Below are 19472 nucleotides of genomic sequence, written 5' to 3'. Positions count from 1 at the left end.
TGCGCGATTGCTCTAAACCAAGGCGGGGCCAAGGGCGAGGCTGTTTTGCGACGAAAGCGCTGACACGCGCTTTTGGGCACGCGGCGAACATCCCGGCACTGCCCGATTGGGAATAATTCCGCGCGGCGATCGTTTCCGGTTTTCGCCGCCCCGGGTCAGTGTTGGAGTAGCGGAATGCAGCTCGTCACCTACAACATCCAGTACGGTATCGGCCTCGACGGCCAATACGATGTCGGCCGCATCACCGACGCCGTGCGCGGCGCCGATGTCATCGCCCTGCAGGAGGTGACTCGCAACAATCCGCGAAACGGCGACCGCGACATGGTGGCCGAGATCGGCGAGGCGCTGCCGGACTATTTCGTTGCCTATGGCAGCAATTTCGAGGTCAATATCGGCTCGCGCCTGGATGCCGGCCGCGCCGTCACCCGGACCTTCCAGCTCGGCAACATGGTGCTGTCGAAGACACCCATTCATCTGTCACGCAATCTCCTCTTGCCGCGCAGCCGCAGCCTCGAGCGGATGAACTTCCAGCGCGGCGCGCTCGAGGCGCTGATCGAGACGCCGCTGGGTTTCATCCGCTTCTACTCCACCCATCTCGACCATCGCAGCCCCGTCGAGCGCCAGGGCCAGATCCGTTTCCTGCGCCAGCGCCTGCTCAACTATGCGCTGGAAGGCGGCGGGCTTTCCGGCATTCCCGAGATCGGATTGCCGGACCTGCCTTATCCGGAGGCTTTCGTCGTCATGGGCGATTTCAACATGCTGCCCGGATCGCCCGAATATATCGAACTCGCCGGACGCCCGGACCATGAATTCGGCATGCCGCTCACCGCCGACCTCGCCGTCGACGTCGCCCAGCGCCTTGACGTTTCCGATCTCGTCACCTGGATCGACCCCAAGCAGCCCGACGATACCGGCCGCCACAAATGCATCGACTATGTCTTCACCAGCGCCTCGCTCGCGGGCTCGCTGAAGCGCCTGTGGGTCGACCGGCAGGCGCGTGGATCGGATCACCTGCCGGTCTGGGTCGAGCTGAGCTAGAAGTGTACCCAGTTGCGCAGGCTGGTCCACGTCTTCCGATCCAGTCGGTAGCGCTCGACCGGCACCTGGCCGGCGACGATCGAGTTCAGCATGCCCTGGCCGGCATACTGGAAGCCGCACTTGTGGATGACGCGGCGCGAGGCCGGATTGATGACCCTGGTCGAGGCATGCAGCACCTGGATCGAGGTCTTCTGGAAGGCGAGGTCGACCAGCGCATGCGCAGCCTCCGTCGCATAGCCGCGCTTCCAGTAGGGTTCGCCGATCCAGTAGCCGAGCTCCAGCCCGCGATCGGTGATGTTGAGCCCCGCACAGCCGACGAAGGTGCCGGTGCCGGCAAGCGTCAGCGCATAGACGATGCCGGCGCGGCGGGAGGCCGCCATGGCGAGGAAGGCTCTGGCTTCGGCTTCGCCGTAGGGATGCGGCATGCGGGCCAGCATTTCCGCGACATGTCGGTTGTCGGCCAAGGCAACGAGTTGTTCGAGATCGCTCTCGCGCGGGGCGCGCATGACCAAGCGCTCGGTGGCGAGCACCGGGCAATCGATCGCGTAACTTTCGTCTTCGGTGTCTTCCGCTTCGGCAACCATTTTAGTCCTCCAGGGCAAAGAAAAATGAAAAAAGGAGAGATGGAAGCCCATCTCTCCTGATCCTTTTCCTGGCCTGGCCAGACACCGGTTCCCGAGATGGGCGCCGGTGTTATGGTGCGGAACCGGCTACTCCGCTGCTTTGGTAATCGGGTTTACCGACACGTAGGTTCGGCCGTTGGCTTTCTTGTTGAAGGCGACTGCGCCTGCTTCGAGTGCGAAAAGGGTGTGGTCCGTGCCCATGCCAACGTTGGTGCCCGGATGCCATTGCGTGCCGCGCTGACGAATGATGATGTTGCCGGCAACGACTGCTTCGCCGCCGAACTTCTTCACGCCGAGCCGCTTGGAGTGCGAGTCGCGACCGTTGCGCGACGAACCGCCAGCTTTCTTGTGTGCCATCTAACTAACTCCGATGCGCCGTGAGGCGCTTGAATGGTCTTATGAACGCGTTCGCGTTCCGTTTCAAGTGCGTACCGGCGATGATTGTCGCCGGCCCGTCTTAACTTTCTTCGCTCGTCTTACTTCTTCGCCAGTTCCTTGGCCTGCTCGCGCCAGTCCTTGATCTGGTCGGCGCTGAACGGCATGTGCTCGTCGATCTTGGCGACATCCTTGTCGGTGAGCTTGGCGAGCTGCGCGAAGGTGACGATGCCCTGTTCGGCGAGGTCCTTCGCCGCGACCGGGCCGATGCCCTTGATGACCGTGAGGTCGTCCGGCTCGCCCTTCGGCGCCTTGAACAGCGGCGCGGCCTTGGCCTCTTCGCTCGAAGCCTCGGCCTTGGCTTCCTTCTTGGCCTTGGCCTCCTTCGGCGCGGCCTCTGCCTTCGCCTCGGCGGCGACCTCGGCCTTGGCCTCCGGCGCCTTGGCCTCGGCTTTCGCGGCGGCCTTCTTGGCCGGCTTGGCGCCGCCCAGCAGGATCTCGGAGATCCTGACGGTGGTCAAAAGCTGGCGATGGCCGATCCGGCGGCGCGAATTCTGGCGGCGGCGCTTCTTGAAAGCGATGACGGTGCGGTTCTTGCCCTGCTCGACGACTTCCGCCGTGACCATGGCGCCATCGACGAACGGCGCGCCGAACGTCACGTTCTCGCCCTCGCCATGCGCGAGCACATTGCCGATCTCGACGATCTCGCCGACCTTGGCTTCGACTTTCTCGATCTTCAACAGATCGTTGGCGGCGACGCGATACTGCTTGCCGCCCGTTTTGATGACTGCGAACATTTTTTGCCTTTCGCTGTTCGGTCGGCCTTGATGAGCCGCTTGAAGCGGCTCGGCCGTCTTTTTGTCAGTCTGCGGGTTCAAAAAACAAGCGGCGCGGAGAAGGCCCCACGCCGAATGCGGGCTGTCCCTAACCGAAGGTTGCGAAAGAGTCAAGGCAAGCGGACCCTGCCCTCGGAGAATGCCGCGAGCCGCGTTGCCGGCGAAGATCGTCGTCGCCTCGCCGACGCTTTTCCAAGAAGCGGGAAATCGGTCGAATAAGGCCTTGTAACTGCGGCAGCCAGCCGTTATCTAGTGCGCCGCGCCGGCAACGGCCGACCATGACCTCGCGGAGAGGTGGCAGAGTGGTCGAATGCACCGCACTCGAAATGCGGCATACTCGCAAGGGTATCGGGGGTTCGAATCCCTCCCTCTCCGCCATTTAGCTTCCATAAAAATCCTTTCCTTTCAAAAGCTTCCTTGTTGCGCTTGACCAGCACGAAGCGAAACATATCTTAGACTGTGTAACAAACTGTGTAACATTAGAGAAAGATAATGCGACGTTCCGCAGCGCCAAAGCCGCATAAACGTGAAGGCATCTGGTATCTCGTCCGCAGGGTGCCGAAGGAATTCGCGGCGTTTGATCGCCGCTGCCTAGTACGCATTTCCACGGGCGTCGCCGTGGCTGACGATCCCCGCGGTGTACGGGCGCGAGATGCAGTGCAAAGCCTCGGCGCGGGGCTGGAGGCGTATTGGCGTAGACTGCGGGAAGGCCAATCCGCCGAGGCGGGGCTGCGTTTCGAAGCCGCGAGGAAGCGCGCGCGGTCATTTGGATTGGCCTATCGCACTAACGAGGAACTAGCAGCGGGGCCGCTCGACGAACTCATGGCCCGTATCAAGCTGCTCCTCGACAAAAAATCGATCGAGGACGCGCAGGACGTCTCGGCCGTCATGGGTGGGGAGAAGCGGCCAGCGGTCCGCCTGAGCGGTCTTATCAAGGAATTCGAGACGATCGAGCAACAGAACTTGCTGACCATGTCGCCCAACCAAATCAAGAAATGGCGTAACCCCAAAAAGCGCGCAGTTGCCAATCTGGTTGGAGTCATTGGCGACAAGGAGATCGCAAGCCTCACTCGGGACGACGCAATCGCGTTCCGCGAGTGGTGGCAAAAGCGGATCGTTGAGGATGGACTTGATATCGGTACGGCCAACAAGGACATCGGCCATGTTTCGAAAATGCTGCGCGTCGTCGATCTGACTCACCAGCTCAAGCTGGAGCCGGTTTTTCGAAACCTGCGTCTTTCCGGCGCCGTCCCCGGGCAACGCGCTGCGTTCACAGCGGAGTTCATTCAGGAGAAGATACTCGCTGAAGGCGCGCTCGACGGACTCAATGACGAAGCCCGCCATCTAATCTATGTGATTGCCGATACCGGACTCAGGCTTTCTGAAGCGGCAAACCTCACCACCGAAACAATCCACCTCGATCGAGAAATCCCGCATGTGCGGGTGCGCCCCAATGGCCGTCGCTTGAAGACCGGTCATTCAGCCCGTGACATTCCCTTGGTTGGCGGCGCACTTGCAGCCATCAAGCTCCATCCGGACGGCTTTCCTCGTTATCGCGACAAGGCCGCGTCACTTTCAGCGCTCGTCAACAAGGTGCTCGCCAGCAAGGAACTTCTGCCGACTTCCGAGCATAGTCTTTATAGCCTGCGACACACTTTCGAGGACCGGCTGACGGCAGTTGAGGCGCCGGAGAAGGTAATTGCTTCTCTGATGGGCCACAAATGGATCCGGCCCAAATACGGCGCGGGACCTTCGTTAGCGCAAAAGCGCGAGTGGCTCCAAAAAATCGCTTTTACCCCGCCCGGGCGAATGTGATTGCGGCGCCATCCAGGCCTTGAGAACCAACCTCACGGCTCCAGCTGTCCGAGCCATTTAGGTTGAGCGTGGCCAGCACGCGCTGCGCTCGCTCGCGATTTCCGAGCTTCCGCCGCATTTGTTCGACCTCGTATTCCAGCCTTTCGAAGGTCGGTATATAGGCATCTCCATGCCGGATGACCAAGTAGGCGGCAACAGCTAGACACCATTCTAGCTCCGTGGCCGATGGATCGGAAAAAGGGGCGACGCCATACCAAGACGAGCAACGCCTCTCGAGGGCTTCCGAACTAGGCAAACGGCCAGCATGTGGCATGGGAAAGAAACCTATGCCTGATCGACGAACCTAAAGTGCTCACGAAGCTTGACCGGTACGCGGGCCATCGGAGGGTTCTGCCTAAAACCGCCAAAAATTTTGAAACACCCATTCATCCGGCTCGAATTCAAAGGGATCGGCGATTTTTGGGTTATGGCTTGCAAGCATAGTTCAGCCCAGACAAGAACGCCTGATATCTTGTCGTGCACTGTCACCCTGCCAAATATGGTGCCGGCGACAACGGCAGTTTGGCGAGCAGAAGAATTCCCGAGACTGAGACGTTCTACGGCTTGGCCCATGTTCGCGCTCCTCCTCGATTGGAGACAGGATGGGCCATATGGAAGCGAATAAAAGGAGGTTGGTGACGAGTCTCGGTAGTGGAGTAGAAACGGGTGGAAAAGCTTGCGCTATTCGCCATCGGCGCCGCTAAGCGCATTTGAGAGAAGGGGCAGCGATCGCCAAGAGATGACGTCCGATCGCAAGCCGGCTAGAAATGCGACAGTGACGCGCCTTTTTTGGCACGACCTTAGCACCCGATCGGGCCTCAGCTGGTCGTCGTTGCGCAGCCGATCGGGTGCGATTTTTATAAAGCTCTCTTGGCTTTAGCTTTGAGAGCCCGTCATCGAGACAAATGCAAGGGAACGGTCCGCCCCCTGGGGACATTCGACATGCCGTGGCAGCTTCCTATGGTGAGCCAGCGCATTCCGATACACGTTTTCCGCGCTCTACCGTTGCTCCAGCACCTGTGCTGAGGCTGAGCGCTTGATCAGGACCCGACCGCTGCTGTTGCGGGATGGTGACTGGGTTGAGGTCGCGAAGACCTTGACCGCGGGTACGTTGTTCATCCCGATGAGCGCTGAGCCGAGAAGCAGCCAAGAACGCTTCCCGTAATCGAATCCTACGGGAACCGCGAAACCAGCGTCCAAAGGACGCAATTCTCCGACGTCGTTCACTCAAGCTCATCTCGCAACTTGAACGCTTGTATGAAGCCGCTGCATGTGCGCCGGTGGACCGGATTGCTGCTATCCAAACCACGTGCTCAGTTTCGCCCCCGTAATAACTCTACCGTCCGAAACGGCTTTCGCGCGTCAGGTCCACCCCACATGAAAGTTCCGCGAGCAGCACGGACGGAGAGGCCGGTCACAACTCCTTCGCGTGCTCTTTTACTACCGAATCAAGTGCCAAATGGAGAGGCACTGCCTTAGAGAACAGGAAGCCCTGCGCGGTTCTGCAGCCAAGCTTGTACAGAGTTTGCCGATCTGCCTCTGTTTCAACGCCCTCGGCCATGACCTCGATCCCGAGCGTCCTACCAAGATCAATCACCGCTTTGACAAGCAGCCGATTCTCCCGGGACTTGGCTAAGCCGCGAACGAAGCCCTGATCTATTTTCACCTTCCTGATCCGACTGTCCTTGAGCGATGCCAACGTCGAAAAACCGGTGCCGAAGTCATCGAGCGCGATAGAAATGCCAGCATGTGAAAGCCGGGCGAGCTTTTCATCCACTCTGTCCGGATCCACTGGGGCTTCTTCGGTAATCTCGATGTCGAACATCGTTGCAGGGAGGTCTTTTGCCGCCAGACCATTAAGAATCATCTCGTCAATATCGCCAGCTTCCAACTCGCACGGTGAAACATTCATCGCCACACGAACATCACGACGGTCAGCTTTGACCAAGCCCTCGATAAGAGCGCAACAGTCGGCGAATACCGTTTGAGTTAGCAGCTGAAGCATTCCAGTTTCGCGTGCCGCTGTCATGATCTCGGGCGGAGAAATGGGACCGTGAAGCGGGTGAGACCATCTTAGCAAGGCTTCAAAACTGACGACGGCTTCAGTTTCGAGTCTTACGATTGGCTGAAACCAAGCGACCAAGCTTCTCATCGTTATCGCCGAATGAAGATCGCGTTCGATTGACTGGCGGCGTTGCAACTCCCGGGCTAGCTCGGCATCGAACAGACAAAATTCATTCCTGCCGCGGCGCTTAGCTGTGTAAAGGGCGATGTCGGCCCGCAACAACATTTCCGTTAGTCCGGGGTTTTCAGCCAAGTAGATTCCTATAGACGCTCCAATGCGGACTGATGCGATCCCAGGATAGGGGCGAGCAAGCTTGGCTATGAGATTGGACGCGAGATTGGTGGGAGAAGGAGAATTCTTTCGCGAAGAAAAAACCAGCACGAATTCATCCCCACCGATGCGGGCGAGCGTTGAGCCCTCCGGTGCTTCTTCCTCTATTCGGCGGGCGATCCTGGCAAGCAGCTCGTCACCCGTTCTGTGACCGTAGGTATCGTTGACAGATTTGAACCCGTCCAGATCAATCAGCATGGCCACAAAGGGTCCATCGGTGTTCTCAAACTGATCGATTGCATGTTCGAGGCCCCGCCTGTTGAGGAGCGCGGTAAGATGGTCCTCCCTGGAATTGCGCTCCATTTCCGCGGCAAGCCGCTCGGCTTGATGTCTCAGGCGGCTCGCGTCACGGAAGCGCGCTTGTCCAACGAACGAGGATCGAACCAGGCCGCCCTCGAAAAGCAGGACGGCAAAAGCCAGAATGTAGTTTTCCGGGGCTCCCTTCGTCAGCAAACATGCGGCGGCAATGAGGAGTGGCGGTGTGATGAAGCATATCGCTGCCGCAGCATATGAGCTGCCGTACGTGACCGCGCCAGCTGAAATGCCCGCCAGAATTATTAGATGCAGCGATGCTTGAGACGTCGTGTATCCAGCCGTTAGGACGGCAAGGAATGACCAGGTGAATCCCGCCAGAAGAGCAAGCCTGCCAAACCAGCGAAGCCGCAGCCAAACCCGTGTCAGATCATCCTGGACTCCGGGTTCCTTCAGCTGATGACGGGCGAGTGCAAGGCGGGCGGCATTTATCGCATTAACGACCGAAAACCAGGCCGCGCCAGCAAGACCGTTCCCGGAAAGGGCCTGCACGGTCAAAATCAGCCCGGACAGCACAATGCTTATCGGCATTGAGACGAAAAGGCCTGCCCTCAGATCAGCGAGCTGGTCCTGAAGGATTCTCGCCTCCAGCGGATCTTCTTTTTCCAAGGCTGGACGGGTCAGCTTGCTTACTCCTGCTTGTCCGCAGCCTATGCAGCCCCCCTGAAGGACGGGTTAATTCTTCAATCGGAGATCAGCGTCGGGGAGCAGGATTACTCCGGTGCATCATGCACTCTCTCATCGCTCGCCCAGCACGCGCAAAAATGCGACTGCTGGTGCAGTATCACCGCTGGAGCTCCGCCGAAATCCCATGCCGGACAAGGGGAACATGTTGGGCAAAGCGAAGCCCCAGATGCCTTGCAAGCCGTGCCGCCAGGTGGTCTCTGGAGTAGAGTCCAACCAATATGTTCGTTGCATGGTAGAGCGGCGCCGCCGACAGGCGCAGCCGCCTTTCGTATATATGCAGCATGTCGGGGTCGCCAACATTGCGGCCGTCGCGGCACGCAGTCATGATTCCACGGGCGAGTTGCTTCTGGCTGCTGAGACCGATGTTGAATCCGTGAGCGGTCACCGGGTGCATGCCGATGGCAGCGTCGCCGATGAGTGCGGCGCTCGGCGCCCGGAATTTGTGCGCCCAGGTCGTGACCAGCGGATAGGTGTGGCGCTTGCTTGCCAAGGTCATTTTTCCAAGGCGCCCTCGACACCGTTTCGTCAACTCCGACAGGAACAAATCATCATCGAAGGCAAGCAGTCTATAGGCCTCGTTTGAGCGCAATGTGAGCAGCAGCGACGACATGCCCTCCGCGAGGGGCAATATCGCTATCGTCTGATGGTGATCGAACCATTCGATGGCGATCTGGTGGTGGGCGCGCTCGTGCCTCACTCGGCAAATCAGCATCGAGTGGCCAAGCCGGTTGATATCGGCGCCGATGCCTAGCAGATCACGCGTGGCGGACAAACGCGAATCCGCGGCAACAACCAGCCGAGCAGTTAAACGCGCGCCATTAGAGAGCGTTACGACTGCTCCTTCTTGGCTGTTTGTTGCATCGACGACCGAGTGGCCGCACAACAGCCGGGCGCGATCCTGCAAGCGGACGATTTTGAACAGCGCCTCGCGGATCCGGCAATTTGGAACCAAAACCCCCAGCGGTTCTCCAGAGTTGCTGGGAGGATCGAAACGAAGAGCGAATGCGCTCGAGCCGTTGAGCACGCGCGCGCCTTGAAGTGCTGATTTGTCCGAAGCCGGGATGACATCCCAGGCGCCGAGCTCGCGAAGGGTTCTGATCGAAGCGTTGGTCAGCGCGATTTCGCGACCATCGAAAGCCGGATTCGCCAGACTATCGAATGTGTTCTGTTCAACAACTGCCACCTTGAGTTCGCTTTGGGCAAGCGACGCAGCGAACGAAAGGCCGACCGGGCCGGCTCCAACGACAACGATGTCAAAATTATCGTCAGAGCCCATCAGCGTGCCGCCATCCGGTCGCCTATCCTCGTGTAACGGTGGAACTGAGCCGAGTGACATGAGCTCCGTGCCCGCCGCATTGCCTAAAGGCGCTGGGCCGGGAGATTCGCATCGATCGGCAACGAAGCACTCAAAGCGCTCAGAGGTGGATGCGGCTAACCGATCCCGCCCTTTCGCCGCGCAGCCGCGCAGATCGCCGCCAGCAAGCGAGACACTCGCGACGCTGGTCAGCGACGGCCGCGCCGCATCGATCGCCACATTCCACCTGGAACCCTTGCGCATACTACTCACGCTCCACGACGTCGAAGCGGGCTCTCTTGCGAGGGTGAGGGTATCGAACGTAGCGCTCTCTCTCGTCATCCCAGCCAAGGTAGCGGAAACTTTTATCCACGACCGCGCATATCTCATCAAGAACCTGCTGCATGGCTTCGATGTCGATGTCCTTGCAATTCAGTCGCCGATAGAGCAAAGCCCACGCGGCGACATAGTCGTCGAAATAGCGCGCGTCACTCGAACCAATGATCAACTTCGGACGGTTGATCGATTTCGAAAACGCACGTCCCAACCCCGATGATGCTCCGCAGCACGTTGACATCACGAGGATCTTCGGCGCTGGATGCGAGCCCTGGAACATTTTTACGAAGTCAGCCCAAAGAAGGCCACTTCGCCCACTGGACGAAGCGATCCCGTCACCATTGCCGTGCCCGGCGATGTGAAGCACGTCGCACTCCGCCTCCATCGCTCGTACTACAGCCTCACCAAATTTCGTTCGGTTCAACGCCATTTGGAGCTCCGCGCGGATGTTGACAGCCTTTAACAAGTGCTGCACGATCGGTCCCTCTTGCCTGTCGGCGAAGTAGTCATTTGCATTGTGGCAGTCGATGATGTGTACGGTGTTCATGGTACTCCAGCCGCTTGTTCGTTCATCGTCGTGACGAGCGGACACCACGCGCGCGGAACCGCGTGACGTGCGCTGGGTTCCGGTACCGTCGCATAGCCTCAAGGCGCGGGCCGGGAATCGGGATGGATCGGCAACGACGCACACAACCCATCAAAGGCGAAAGCTGTTGATCGGCCCCCTGTCCGCGCAAGCCACGCGGATGGTCAGCCAGCAAGCGAGATACACACGACGCCGGTCAGCTAATGGCTGCGCCGTAAGCACAAGGCATGGCCGACCACACGACAGAAAACCCAGAACCGTGAAGGTGCTGATAATGACGACCAATCTTTCCGTAAGTCATGCATTTCTCCGTCGAAGACTGGTCAATAGACCACGCCGATGAGTATGACCCTGATCTGGATCAGCCAGACATGACCAATCGGCACTGGCGGTTCACGGTCAGGTGATCGACCGTGACGTTCCACTTTGGAACCCGTGCGCACATTGCCAAGCTCTCGTCCGGCCACGCGAGGTACTCTCGTGGCATCACACGCCTCATACTGGGTGCAATGGGAGGCAGTCCTTCGCACGACAGAGGCTTTTCACAAATGTAGTGTGCAGCTTAGGTCAAGATGGTCATGGAGCATGGAGCATGGAGCATGGAGCATGGAGCATGGACAGCTTGTTCCCGACCGAGCCGGCTCGACTGACGAGCGCGATCCGCGCATCTTATGCACAGCGGATTGAAATCAGCGTTCCGGTTTGTCGTCCCGATCAATTAGTATCCGCTCGGCGGCTCCGTCGAGATCTTCGTATTGACCGCTTCGCAATGCCCAGACGAAGCCGGACACACCCAGTGCACCCAGAAAAAGGGCCACTGGTATGAGATAGAGCAACGTCGTCACGAGGATTATGCCGAATAGCTGACTGCGGAGCGTCCGACTTTTTGAATAACTTGCAGCGTCGCATTCGCCCCGAAGCCGTGCAAGCGCAATGCGTTTCCAATAACAAGCACCGATGAGGCAGACATGGCAATCGCCGCTAACAAAGGCGTGGCGTGGCCCAGGATGGCGATCGGCACGGCGACGGCATTGTAGACGATCGCAATCGCGATGTTCTGGCGGATCAGGTGTCCCGCCTTGCGCGAGACGTCCAGCGCGAGAGGCACTGCCAGAAGGCTTTCGCGCAGGAATACGAAGTCGGCGGCATTGCGGCCAATGTCGGCGGCGGTGGCCGGAGCGATCGAGACATGCGCCGCGCTCAGCGCCGGCGTGTCGTTGAGGCCGTCGCCAACCATCAGAACCTTGTGTCCGTCTTTCGCCAGGGTCTCGATGCGCTCGACCTTGCCCGACGGCAGCAGGCACGGAACGAAGTCCTCGACACCCAGCATTCTTGCAACTTCACCGCAGGCACCTGCGGTATCGCCCGACAGCATTTGCATCGACACCCCAGTATCGTTCAATCGCTTGATCGCCGCCGCCGCGTCGGCGCGCAGCGCATCCTCGAAATCGAAGGTCGCGACAATGAACCCGTCTTTTGTCAGCACCGTTCCGCCATAGCCATGGTTGCCTTCACCACCGGTCCGGGCCTTCCATCCAGCCCATCCGCGTCGACCCAGCCGCCAGATGCTTCCGGCGACAGTGGCTTCGATCCCGAACCCCGGATGCTCTGTGACGGCATCGAATTTGTGTTGCCCGCCAGGAGCGGCAAAGCCGGTTATGGCCTTTGAAAACGGGTGACGCGAGTGCGCGGCCATGTCTGCCGCGATTGCCAGCATGGCCGGATCGATCGACGATGCATTGAGGAGCCGGGGTTGTCCGAGCGTGAGCGTTCCGGTCTTGTCGAACACTGCGTTATCAATCGTCGCCAGGCGCTCCATGGCCGAACCGTCCTTGACCATGATGCCGTTCTCGAACAGACGCCGCGCGGCGACCACCTGAACGATCGGTACGGCGAGGCCGAGCGCGCACGGGCAGGTGATGATCAGAACGGCAATGGCGATCGTCATCGCCCGGTGCCAGTCGCCCGTCGCCGCCATCCAACCCAGGAATGTCACGAAGGCGGTGAGATGAACCACGGGCGCGTAGAGTGCCGACACGCGATCAGCGATGCGGCGATAGTGCGCGCGACCGCCCTCTGCGGCTTCCATCAGCCGAACCATTTCGGCGAGGAACGAATCCTTCGCGGCGGCGGTCGCCTCGATCGTCAGCGGGCCGGTAAGATTGAGCACGCCGGCCTGCACGGCTTCGCCCGGCGCCACGTTTTTCGGCGCGCTTTCGCCTGAGGCCAGCGAGCAGTCGAGATCAGACGCTCCGTGGATGATCTTGCCGTCGACGGGGATCCTTTCACCGGCCGCGATCAGCAGCTGCATCCCCGGTTCGATCTCGCCAACCGGCAGATAGTCGCGCGCGCCATCGCCGCGCAGCACCATGGCGCCGCGTGCGGCCAGCTGCGACAGGCCTTTCACCGCGGTGCGGGCACGTTCGCGCATCACGTGATCCAGCGTCCTGCCGATCAAAAGGAAAAAAAGCAGCGAAACCGACGCGTCGAAATAGGCGTGGTCGCCATGGTTGATCGTCTCATAGAGGCTCATGGCGTAAGCGAGCGACACTCCGACCGCGATCGGCACGTCCATGTTCATGCGGCCGTGGCGCAGTGCATTCCAGGCCGAGCGGAAGAAGATGCCGCCGGCGAAGGCGAGCGCTGGGATGGCGATCAATGCGGAGACCCAGTGAAACAGGTCGCGGGTAGCCCCTTCGGCCCCGGACCAGACAGAGACCGAAAGCAGCATGATATTGCCCGCCGCGAACCCGGCAACCGCGACGGCGCGGATCAACTCCGAAAGCGTCCTGTCCTTTTCATCAATCTCGGGGGCGAAGAGATGCGCCTGGTAGCCGAGCCGTCCAAGCGCGGCGACGAACGGTGGAACCTCGTCGCCACGCCAGCGGACCGAGACCCGTTTCGTCGACAGGTTGACGCGGGCGCTCTCGACGCGATCGAGCGTTCCCAACGCCGTCTCGATCGTCTGGATACAAGCTGCGCAATGAACGCTCGGCACCGAAAGATCGGTTTGGCGGAGATCATCTCCAAGCGATCGGCTCGCCAGCCTGATCTCTTGACTAGACGGCAGGACCGACGTGGTGCTGCCCAGATCAAGCGCCATTTCGGCGCCCGGTGCACAACAACTCATTTCAGCGCTCCATGGGAAATCATGATCCTGCGGACTTCGCGGTAGGGCTCGGCCAGACCGGCGTCAGCGTCGACTTCGACGATCCAGACGCCATCCTTCGGCATGTGCTGGGCTGCGAATTCCTGGCCGGAGGCGAGGGCGAGGTTGACCGCCTTGTCCTCTTTCTCGTAGGCGGGATGGCGAAACAGCACCTTGACGCCATGCAAGGCAATCGGCTTGCCGACGGCGTCGGTAAGGCTATAGCGGACCTCGCCCCATGCGATGGTCAGCTTGCCGGTCCAGCCGAGCGCTGCCTGCGCCCGCCCCTCCTCGGCCTTCTTGTTGAACTGCTGGCTCGCCACATAGGTGTTTTCGACGACAAGGCCGGTCCAGCTCGTGTTGGCGAGCGTTGCCATCGTCAGATTGACCGCGATGACCACCCCGAAAAAGGCTAGGATGATGGCCAGCATGTGCCTGCCGGTGAATACGCGGGGTTTTTCAGCGTTAGCGGTCATCTGGCAGTCTCCGGCGCGTTGAAGGTGGCGGTGTATTCGTCCGCCTCGAAGCTCGCCTTGTCCTCGACACGGAACTTGAAGGTCTGCGCTGTGCCCTGGATTTGATCCGCCGGCTGGCGCACGAAGACCTTCAGCATTTTCAGGCGGTCGGGTTCGACCGGAATGGCAAAAGAACGGCCTTCCGGGATGTCGTCGCCGACCACGCTCATCTCGGCGCCCTGCAAGCCTTGAATCGCGACAACGATCGTCCTTGGCTCGGGGATCATGTTGAGCAGCTTGACGGTGTAGCCGTTGCGGATCGAGCCGTCGGACAGCGTGACAAATTGCGGATTGCGATCATGCAGCACGTTGACTTCGAGCCGATCGCGCGTCAGCAGCGAATAGAGCAGACCCAGGCCGATCAGCGACCAGATACCCATGTAGACGTAGGTGCGTGGCCGAAAGATCTTGCGGATATGGAAATGCGCCACCTTGTCGGAGAACAGGCCATCAGCGGTCCTGACCTGCGACGGGTTGACTGAACTGGAGCCGCCCGCGGTCGCCAGCATCATGTTGGCGTTGTAGTCGGACAGTGTCGCATAGGAGATCAGCCCGCGCTCCTTGCCGAGCTTGTCCATGACCCCGTCGCAGGCGTCTATGCACAGCGCGCAGGTGATGCATTCCATCTGCTGGCCATCGCGGATGTCGATCCCCATCGGGCAGACCGCGACGCAGGCATTGCAGTCGACGCAGTCACCGACCGGCAGCCCTGCGGCAAGGACCTTCTTGGCGTGGCGAGAACGCGGTTCGCCGCGCCAGTCATTGTAGGTGACGGTGAGAGAACTTTCGTCGAGCATCGCTGCCTGGATGCGCGGCCATGGGCACATGTAGGTGCAGACCTGCTCGCGCATCAGACCGCCGAACGTGTAGGTGGTAGCCGTCAGCACGGCGACAGTGATGTAGGCGACGGGTGGCGCGGTGCCGGTGAAGAGTTCGCCAACCAGCGTCGGCGCATCGGCAAAATAGAAAATCCAGGCGCCGCCGGTCGCCGCACCGATGACCAGCCAGACGGCGTGCTTCGATAAGCGCAGCATCAGCTTGCGGGCGGTCCAGGGGCCTGCATCGAGTTTCATGCGAGCGTTACGGTCGCCCTCTATCGCACGTTCGACGACGAGGAACAGATCGACCCACACCGTCTGAGGGCATGCATAGCCGCACCAGGCACGGCCGACAGTCGAGGTGATCAGGAAAAGACCGACGCCCGCCATGACCAGGAGGCCGGCCACATAGAAGAATTCCTGGGGCCATATCTCGATGAAGAAGAAGTAGAAGCGCCGGTTCGCGAGATCGAGCAGGACTGCCTGGTCCGGGGCAAATGGACCGCGAGCCCAAGGCAGCCACGCAGCCAGGTAATAGATGCCAAGTGTGATCGTCATCACCAGCCATTTGAAGCGACGAAAGTTGCCCGAGGCGCGCTTCGGAAAGATCTTTTGACGCGCGGCATAAAGCGGCTTGCGGGTTTTGGCGGAATTGACAGTTTCTGTTTCGAGCCCTGTCAACTGCGTCTTGTCACGCATGTGCAACTCCACTTTCCCAGCCAATGTCAGGGGCACCTGTCGTAAAGCCTCGCCGTAGGATAGCCTTGCCGGGTTGTGCAGATCGCATTAGGGATGGTGTCGAGGCCCGGCTCACGCCGGGCCTCGTCCGCTTGGCAGGGGGGACCGAAGAATAGGACCTTCCATTCCTATTCTCCGCCGCCAAGCGAATGGACATAAACTGCAAGTTCCTTGACCTTGATCTCGCCGAGACGGCCAACCCAGGCCGGCATGACGCCCTGTTTTGGCGCACGGACCTGTGCGGCGATGGCTGTCTCACCGGATCCATAGAGCCAGATCGCATCGGTCAGGTCGGGGGCGCCGAATTCCCTGTTGCCTTTTGCATTGTCGCCGTGACAGGCCACGCAATTCTCGGCAAAGACCTTGGCGCCGGGTTGGATCAGACTTGCATCGCGGACCTTGCCGGAAAGGCTGGCCACGTAGGCGCTGACTTGTGCGATCTGGTCGGCGGTAATGATGTCGCCGAAGGCCGGCATTTCCGACAGGCGCGTGTCCGGATCGGATGCGAAGCGGATGCCGTGCGTAATCGTCTGCTGGATCTGCTCGGCCTTGCCGCCCCACAGCCAGTCGTCGTCGTTGAGATTGGGAAAGCCCTTGGAACCCTGGGCGCCGGAGCCATGACATTGTACGCAATTGACCTTGAAAGCGGCGCCACCGGCGGCGATTGCGAATTCGCGCAGGCCGTCGTCCGCGGCGATTTCCGAGACGCTCTTGGACTCCACCGCCGAGATATATTTGCCCTTGGCGGCCTCAGCCGCGGTCAGCTCGTTCCTGACCTCGTTGCGGCTGGAATAGCCGAGCACACCCGTTGTCGCCGAGTGCAACAGAGGCCATGCTGGATAGGCAATGGTGTAGCCTATCGCCCAGACAATGGTGACGTAAAAAGTGATAACCCACCATCTGGGAAGCGGGTTGTTCAGCTCCCGGATACCATCCCATTCGTGGCCGGTGGTCGAGACGCCAGAGATTTCATCGATATGCTCGTCGCTCATGATCACTCGTCCTCGAGCGGAATGCGGGCCGCTTCGTCGGCCAGCCTTCGGCTGCCGGGGCGTAGGGCAAAGGCGATGCACCCCACGAAGAACAGCGCCATCGCAACCAGGCCCCAGCTGTCGGCAAACGCCCGCATCAAATTGTAGGTCATCAGCGTTCTCCTCAGCGGTAGCCGGCGGCTTCGTCGTAATTTTTGAAGTCGACCAGTGTGCCAAGCATCTGCAGGTAGGCGAGCAGGGCATCCATTTCGGTGACCTGTTGCGGGTTGCCGTCGAAGTCGCCGATCTTGGCTTTTGGGTAACGCGCCTCAAGGCCTGATGTGTCGGCATTGGGATCGGCCTGCGCCGCCAGATCCGCATTGGCGTGGGCGATCATGTCATCGGTGTAAGGGACGGCTACAAGCCTGTTGGCGACCAGATGCGTCGAGAAATCCTTCACGTCGATCGGCGTGTCTTTCAGGAACCCATAGCTCGGCATGATCGATTCCGGCACCACCGAGCGCGGGTCGGTAAGATGCGCGACATGCCATGCATTCGAGTAGCGGTCGCCAACTCTGGCGAGATCCGGCCCGGTGCGCTTCGATCCCCACTGGAAGGGGTGATCGTACATGGACTCGGCAGCCAGGCTGTAGTGGCCATAGCGCTCAACTTCGTCGCGGAACGGCCTGATCATCTGGCTATGACAGAGGTAGCAGCCCTCGCGCATATAGATGTTGCGCCCGACAAGTTCGAGCGGCGAATAGGGGCGCATGCCTTCCACCTTCTCGATCGTGTTGTCGAGATAGAAGAGAGGCGCGATCTCGACGATGCCGCCGACCGTCACCACGAGCAGCGAGCCAACGAGAAGAAGCGTGGCGTTCTTCTCGATGATTGCGTGTTTGTCCATCAAGCCCATTACCTGGCTCCTGATCGCGCAGGTCGGATGGCGACGGGGCTCGGCATCGGCTCCTCCTCGCGCTGGTGGCCGAGGATGGTCCTGGTGATGTTCCAGGCCATGATCAGGGCGCCGGAGAGGTACATGGCGCCGCCGATGGCGCGCAGGACATAGTAGGGGTGCATGGCGGCGACGGTTTCGGCGAAGGAGTAGACCAGGAAGCCCTGCTCGCCATATTCGCGCCACATCAGGCCCTGCATGATGCCGGACACCCACATCACCGCGGCGTAGACGACGATCCCGAGTGTCGCCAGCCAGAAGTGCCAGGTGACGAGCCTCAGCGAGTAGAGCCGTTGACGGTTCCAGAGCTTCGGGACCATGTAGTAGATCGCGCCGAACGAGATCATGCCGACCCAGCCGAGCGCACCCGAATGGACGTGCCCGATGGTCCAGTCGGTATAATGCGACAGCGAATTGACCGCCCGGATCGCCATGATGGGGCCTTCGAAGGTCGACATGCCATAGAAGGCGACGGCCATCACCATCATGCGGATGATCGGATCGGTGCGCAGCTTGTCCCAGGCGCCGGACAGCGTCATCAGGCCGTTGATCATGCCGCCCCAGGACGGCATCCACAGCATGATCGAGAACACCATGCCGAGCGTCTGCGCCCAATCGGGCAAGGCGGTGTAGTGCAGGTGATGCGGCCCGGCCCAGATGTAGAGAAAGATGATAGCCCAGAAATGGACGATCGACAGCCGGTACGAATAGACTGGCCGGTTCGCCTGCTTGGGCACGAAATAATACATCATGCCGAGGAAGCCGGCGGTGAGAAAGAAGCCGACCGCGTTGTGGCCGTACCACCATTGCGTCAAGGCGTCCTGGACCCCTGAAAAGGCGGAGTAGCTCTTGGAGCCCGGGAACGAGACTGGTATGGACAGGTTGTTGACCACATGCAGCATCGCGATGGTCACGATGAACGACAGGTAGAACCAGTTGGCCACGTAGATATGCGGTTCCTTGCGCTTCAGGATCGTGCCAAGGAACAGAATGAGGTAGGCGACCCAGACGATGGTCAGCCAGACATCCACATACCATTCGGGTTCGGCGTACTCGCGGCCCTCGGTGATGCCGAGCAGGTAGCCGGTCGCGGCCATGACGATGAACAGCTGGTAGCCCCAGAAGACGAACCAGGCGAGATCACGGCCGAAGAGGCGCGCGCGGCAGGTGCGCTGCACGACATACAGAGACGTGCAAAGCAGCGCGTTGCCGCCGAAGGCGAAAACGACACCGGATGTGTGCAACGGCCGCAAACGACCGAAATTGAACCAGGGCTGGATGTTGAGATCGGGGTAGGCGAGCTGCAGCGCGATCACCACGCCGACCAGCATGCCGACGACACCCCAGAACACGGTGGCGATCGCGCCGTAGCGGATCGGACCATCCATGTAAGCGGATGGGTCAATCGGAGCTGCTGGCCTGAACTCCGTGTTGCGCAACAGGATCGCAGTGAAACCAGCCACTGCGAAGAACAACACCCACATGTGTCGGCGGAAAGGTTCATCCACGCCGAAGCCGGCGGCCACCAGGGCCGCAAAAGCGAACACGCTTAGAAGGACGATCTCTGTGCCGAATTTCATTGCAGATCCCGATCTCGAATCTGGTGGATGCCAAATCCGCAGCGCACTAATCGCGCAGCCGCCGCCCCCTCGCCCTGATCTATGTCAGGCCGCACGATTTTGTGCGGCGCAATCAGCAGGTGGCGAATGAACGAGGAACGCAGCGCGGGCTCACTCCCTCATGGAAGGCGTTCCCTGGGTTGGGCGGGCGCAGACGCGATCGCTGAGGCGAAAGCTGAGGCTCTGCGCGCGTTGGATGCTATTGCCGATGCCCTGCCAAACGTTGTTCGGATCCCATTGGAAACGAACGCGATCGTTCCGCCGAGCCGTGGCAGATTAAGGACCATGCTTCGCCGGTATGTGCCGAAACACACCTGGCGATTGGTCACGTTCCTATCAAAGCCCGAAAGCTGTTTGTCTCGACAACCGTGA

16 protein-coding genes and 1 tRNA gene are annotated in these 19472 nt (G+C 60.3%); 3 read left to right on the top strand and 14 right to left on the bottom strand.

Going from position 1 to position 19472, the window contains the following annotated elements:
• Positions 1-174: 174 nt before the first annotated feature.
• The gene (locus QAZ22_RS07520) at positions 175-1038 is read left to right on the top strand and encodes an endonuclease/exonuclease/phosphatase family protein (protein ID WP_278206055.1); all 864 of its coding nucleotides are present in this window, start codon (positions 175-177) and stop codon (positions 1036-1038) included.
• Here QAZ22_RS07520 and QAZ22_RS07515 read toward each other — a convergent pair.
• The 3 genes from QAZ22_RS07515 to rplU form a co-directional block, all read right to left on the bottom strand.
• Positions 1035-1622, bottom strand: a complete 588-nt coding sequence (locus QAZ22_RS07515; protein WP_278206054.1) for a GNAT family protein — start codon at positions 1620-1622, stop codon at positions 1035-1037. The two genes, QAZ22_RS07520 and QAZ22_RS07515, sit on opposite strands and share 4 nt — an antisense overlap.
• A gap of 126 nt (positions 1623-1748) precedes the next feature.
• The gene (rpmA, locus tag QAZ22_RS07510) at positions 1749-2018 is read right to left on the bottom strand and encodes a 50S ribosomal protein L27 (RefSeq protein WP_059189273.1); all 270 of its coding nucleotides are present in this window, start codon (positions 2016-2018) and stop codon (positions 1749-1751) included.
• 119 nt (positions 2019-2137) lie between these two features.
• On the bottom strand, positions 2138-2833 hold the full coding sequence (rplU, locus tag QAZ22_RS07505; protein ID WP_278206053.1) for a 50S ribosomal protein L21: 696 nt from the start codon (positions 2831-2833) through the stop codon (positions 2138-2140).
• A gap of 327 nt (positions 2834-3160) precedes the next feature.
• On the opposite strand from rplU, the gene QAZ22_RS07500 reads away from it, so the two are divergent.
• A tRNA-Ser gene (locus QAZ22_RS07500) sits at positions 3161-3250 on the top strand.
• A gap of 114 nt (positions 3251-3364) precedes the next feature.
• Positions 3365-4687 carry an integrase gene (locus QAZ22_RS07495; protein WP_063169217.1) on the top strand — a complete coding sequence of 441 codons (1323 nt, stop codon included), beginning with the start codon at positions 3365-3367 and terminating at the stop codon, positions 4685-4687.
• A 1453-nt stretch (positions 4688-6140) separates the two neighbouring features.
• Here the strand turns inward: QAZ22_RS07495 and QAZ22_RS07490 are convergent.
• From QAZ22_RS07490 to ccoN, 11 genes are all read right to left on the bottom strand, one after another.
• Positions 6141-8042, bottom strand: a complete 1902-nt coding sequence (locus QAZ22_RS07490; protein ID WP_082826564.1) for an EAL domain-containing protein — start codon at positions 8040-8042, stop codon at positions 6141-6143.
• A gap of 175 nt (positions 8043-8217) precedes the next feature.
• Positions 8218-9399 (bottom strand): 5-demethoxyubiquinol-8 5-hydroxylase UbiM, encoded by a 1182-nt coding sequence (ubiM, locus tag QAZ22_RS07485; RefSeq protein ID WP_024502870.1) that lies wholly within the window; start codon positions 9397-9399, stop codon positions 8218-8220.
• A 280-nt stretch (positions 9400-9679) separates the two neighbouring features.
• On the bottom strand, positions 9680-10297 hold the full coding sequence (locus tag QAZ22_RS07480) for a hypothetical protein (protein WP_063169219.1): 618 nt from the start codon (positions 10295-10297) through the stop codon (positions 9680-9682).
• A gap of 728 nt (positions 10298-11025) precedes the next feature.
• On the bottom strand, positions 11026-11181 hold the full coding sequence (ccoS, locus tag QAZ22_RS07475) for a cbb3-type cytochrome oxidase assembly protein CcoS (RefSeq protein WP_081714250.1): 156 nt from the start codon (positions 11179-11181) through the stop codon (positions 11026-11028).
• A gap of 5 nt (positions 11182-11186) precedes the next feature.
• The gene (locus tag QAZ22_RS07470; RefSeq protein WP_063169220.1) at positions 11187-13466 is read right to left on the bottom strand and encodes a cation-translocating P-type ATPase; all 2280 of its coding nucleotides are present in this window, start codon (positions 13464-13466) and stop codon (positions 11187-11189) included.
• Positions 13463-13960, bottom strand: coding sequence for a FixH family protein (locus QAZ22_RS07465; RefSeq protein ID WP_063169221.1), 498 nt, complete (start codon positions 13958-13960; stop codon positions 13463-13465). Before QAZ22_RS07465 ends, QAZ22_RS07470 begins: the two co-directional genes overlap by 4 nt.
• A complete protein-coding gene (gene ccoG, locus QAZ22_RS07460) occupies positions 13957-15516 on the bottom strand; it encodes a cytochrome c oxidase accessory protein CcoG (protein WP_063169222.1) in 1560 nt (519 codons plus the stop codon). Before ccoG ends, QAZ22_RS07465 begins: the two co-directional genes overlap by 4 nt.
• Positions 15517-15683: 167 nt before the next feature.
• A complete protein-coding gene (gene ccoP, locus QAZ22_RS07455; protein ID WP_063169223.1) occupies positions 15684-16547 on the bottom strand; it encodes a cytochrome-c oxidase, cbb3-type subunit III in 864 nt (287 codons plus the stop codon).
• 2 nt (positions 16548-16549) lie between these two features.
• A complete protein-coding gene (locus tag QAZ22_RS07450) occupies positions 16550-16699 on the bottom strand; it encodes a cbb3-type cytochrome c oxidase subunit 3 (RefSeq protein WP_024502864.1) in 150 nt (49 codons plus the stop codon).
• A gap of 11 nt (positions 16700-16710) precedes the next feature.
• On the bottom strand, positions 16711-17442 hold the full coding sequence (gene ccoO / locus QAZ22_RS07445) for a cytochrome-c oxidase, cbb3-type subunit II (RefSeq protein WP_063169224.1): 732 nt from the start codon (positions 17440-17442) through the stop codon (positions 16711-16713).
• On the bottom strand, positions 17442-19061 hold the full coding sequence (gene ccoN / locus QAZ22_RS07440; RefSeq protein ID WP_063169225.1) for a cytochrome-c oxidase, cbb3-type subunit I: 1620 nt from the start codon (positions 19059-19061) through the stop codon (positions 17442-17444). The genes ccoO and ccoN overlap by 1 nt, the downstream gene beginning before the upstream one ends.
• Positions 19062-19472: the final 411 nt, after the last annotated feature.

Origin of the sequence: Mesorhizobium sp. WSM4906, from assembly GCF_029674625.1 — a bacterium.
Classification (GTDB): domain Bacteria; phylum Pseudomonadota; class Alphaproteobacteria; order Rhizobiales; family Rhizobiaceae; genus Mesorhizobium.
The sequence above is the reverse complement of the archived record's forward strand: the minus strand, read 5'-3'. Positions and strand labels throughout refer to the sequence as shown.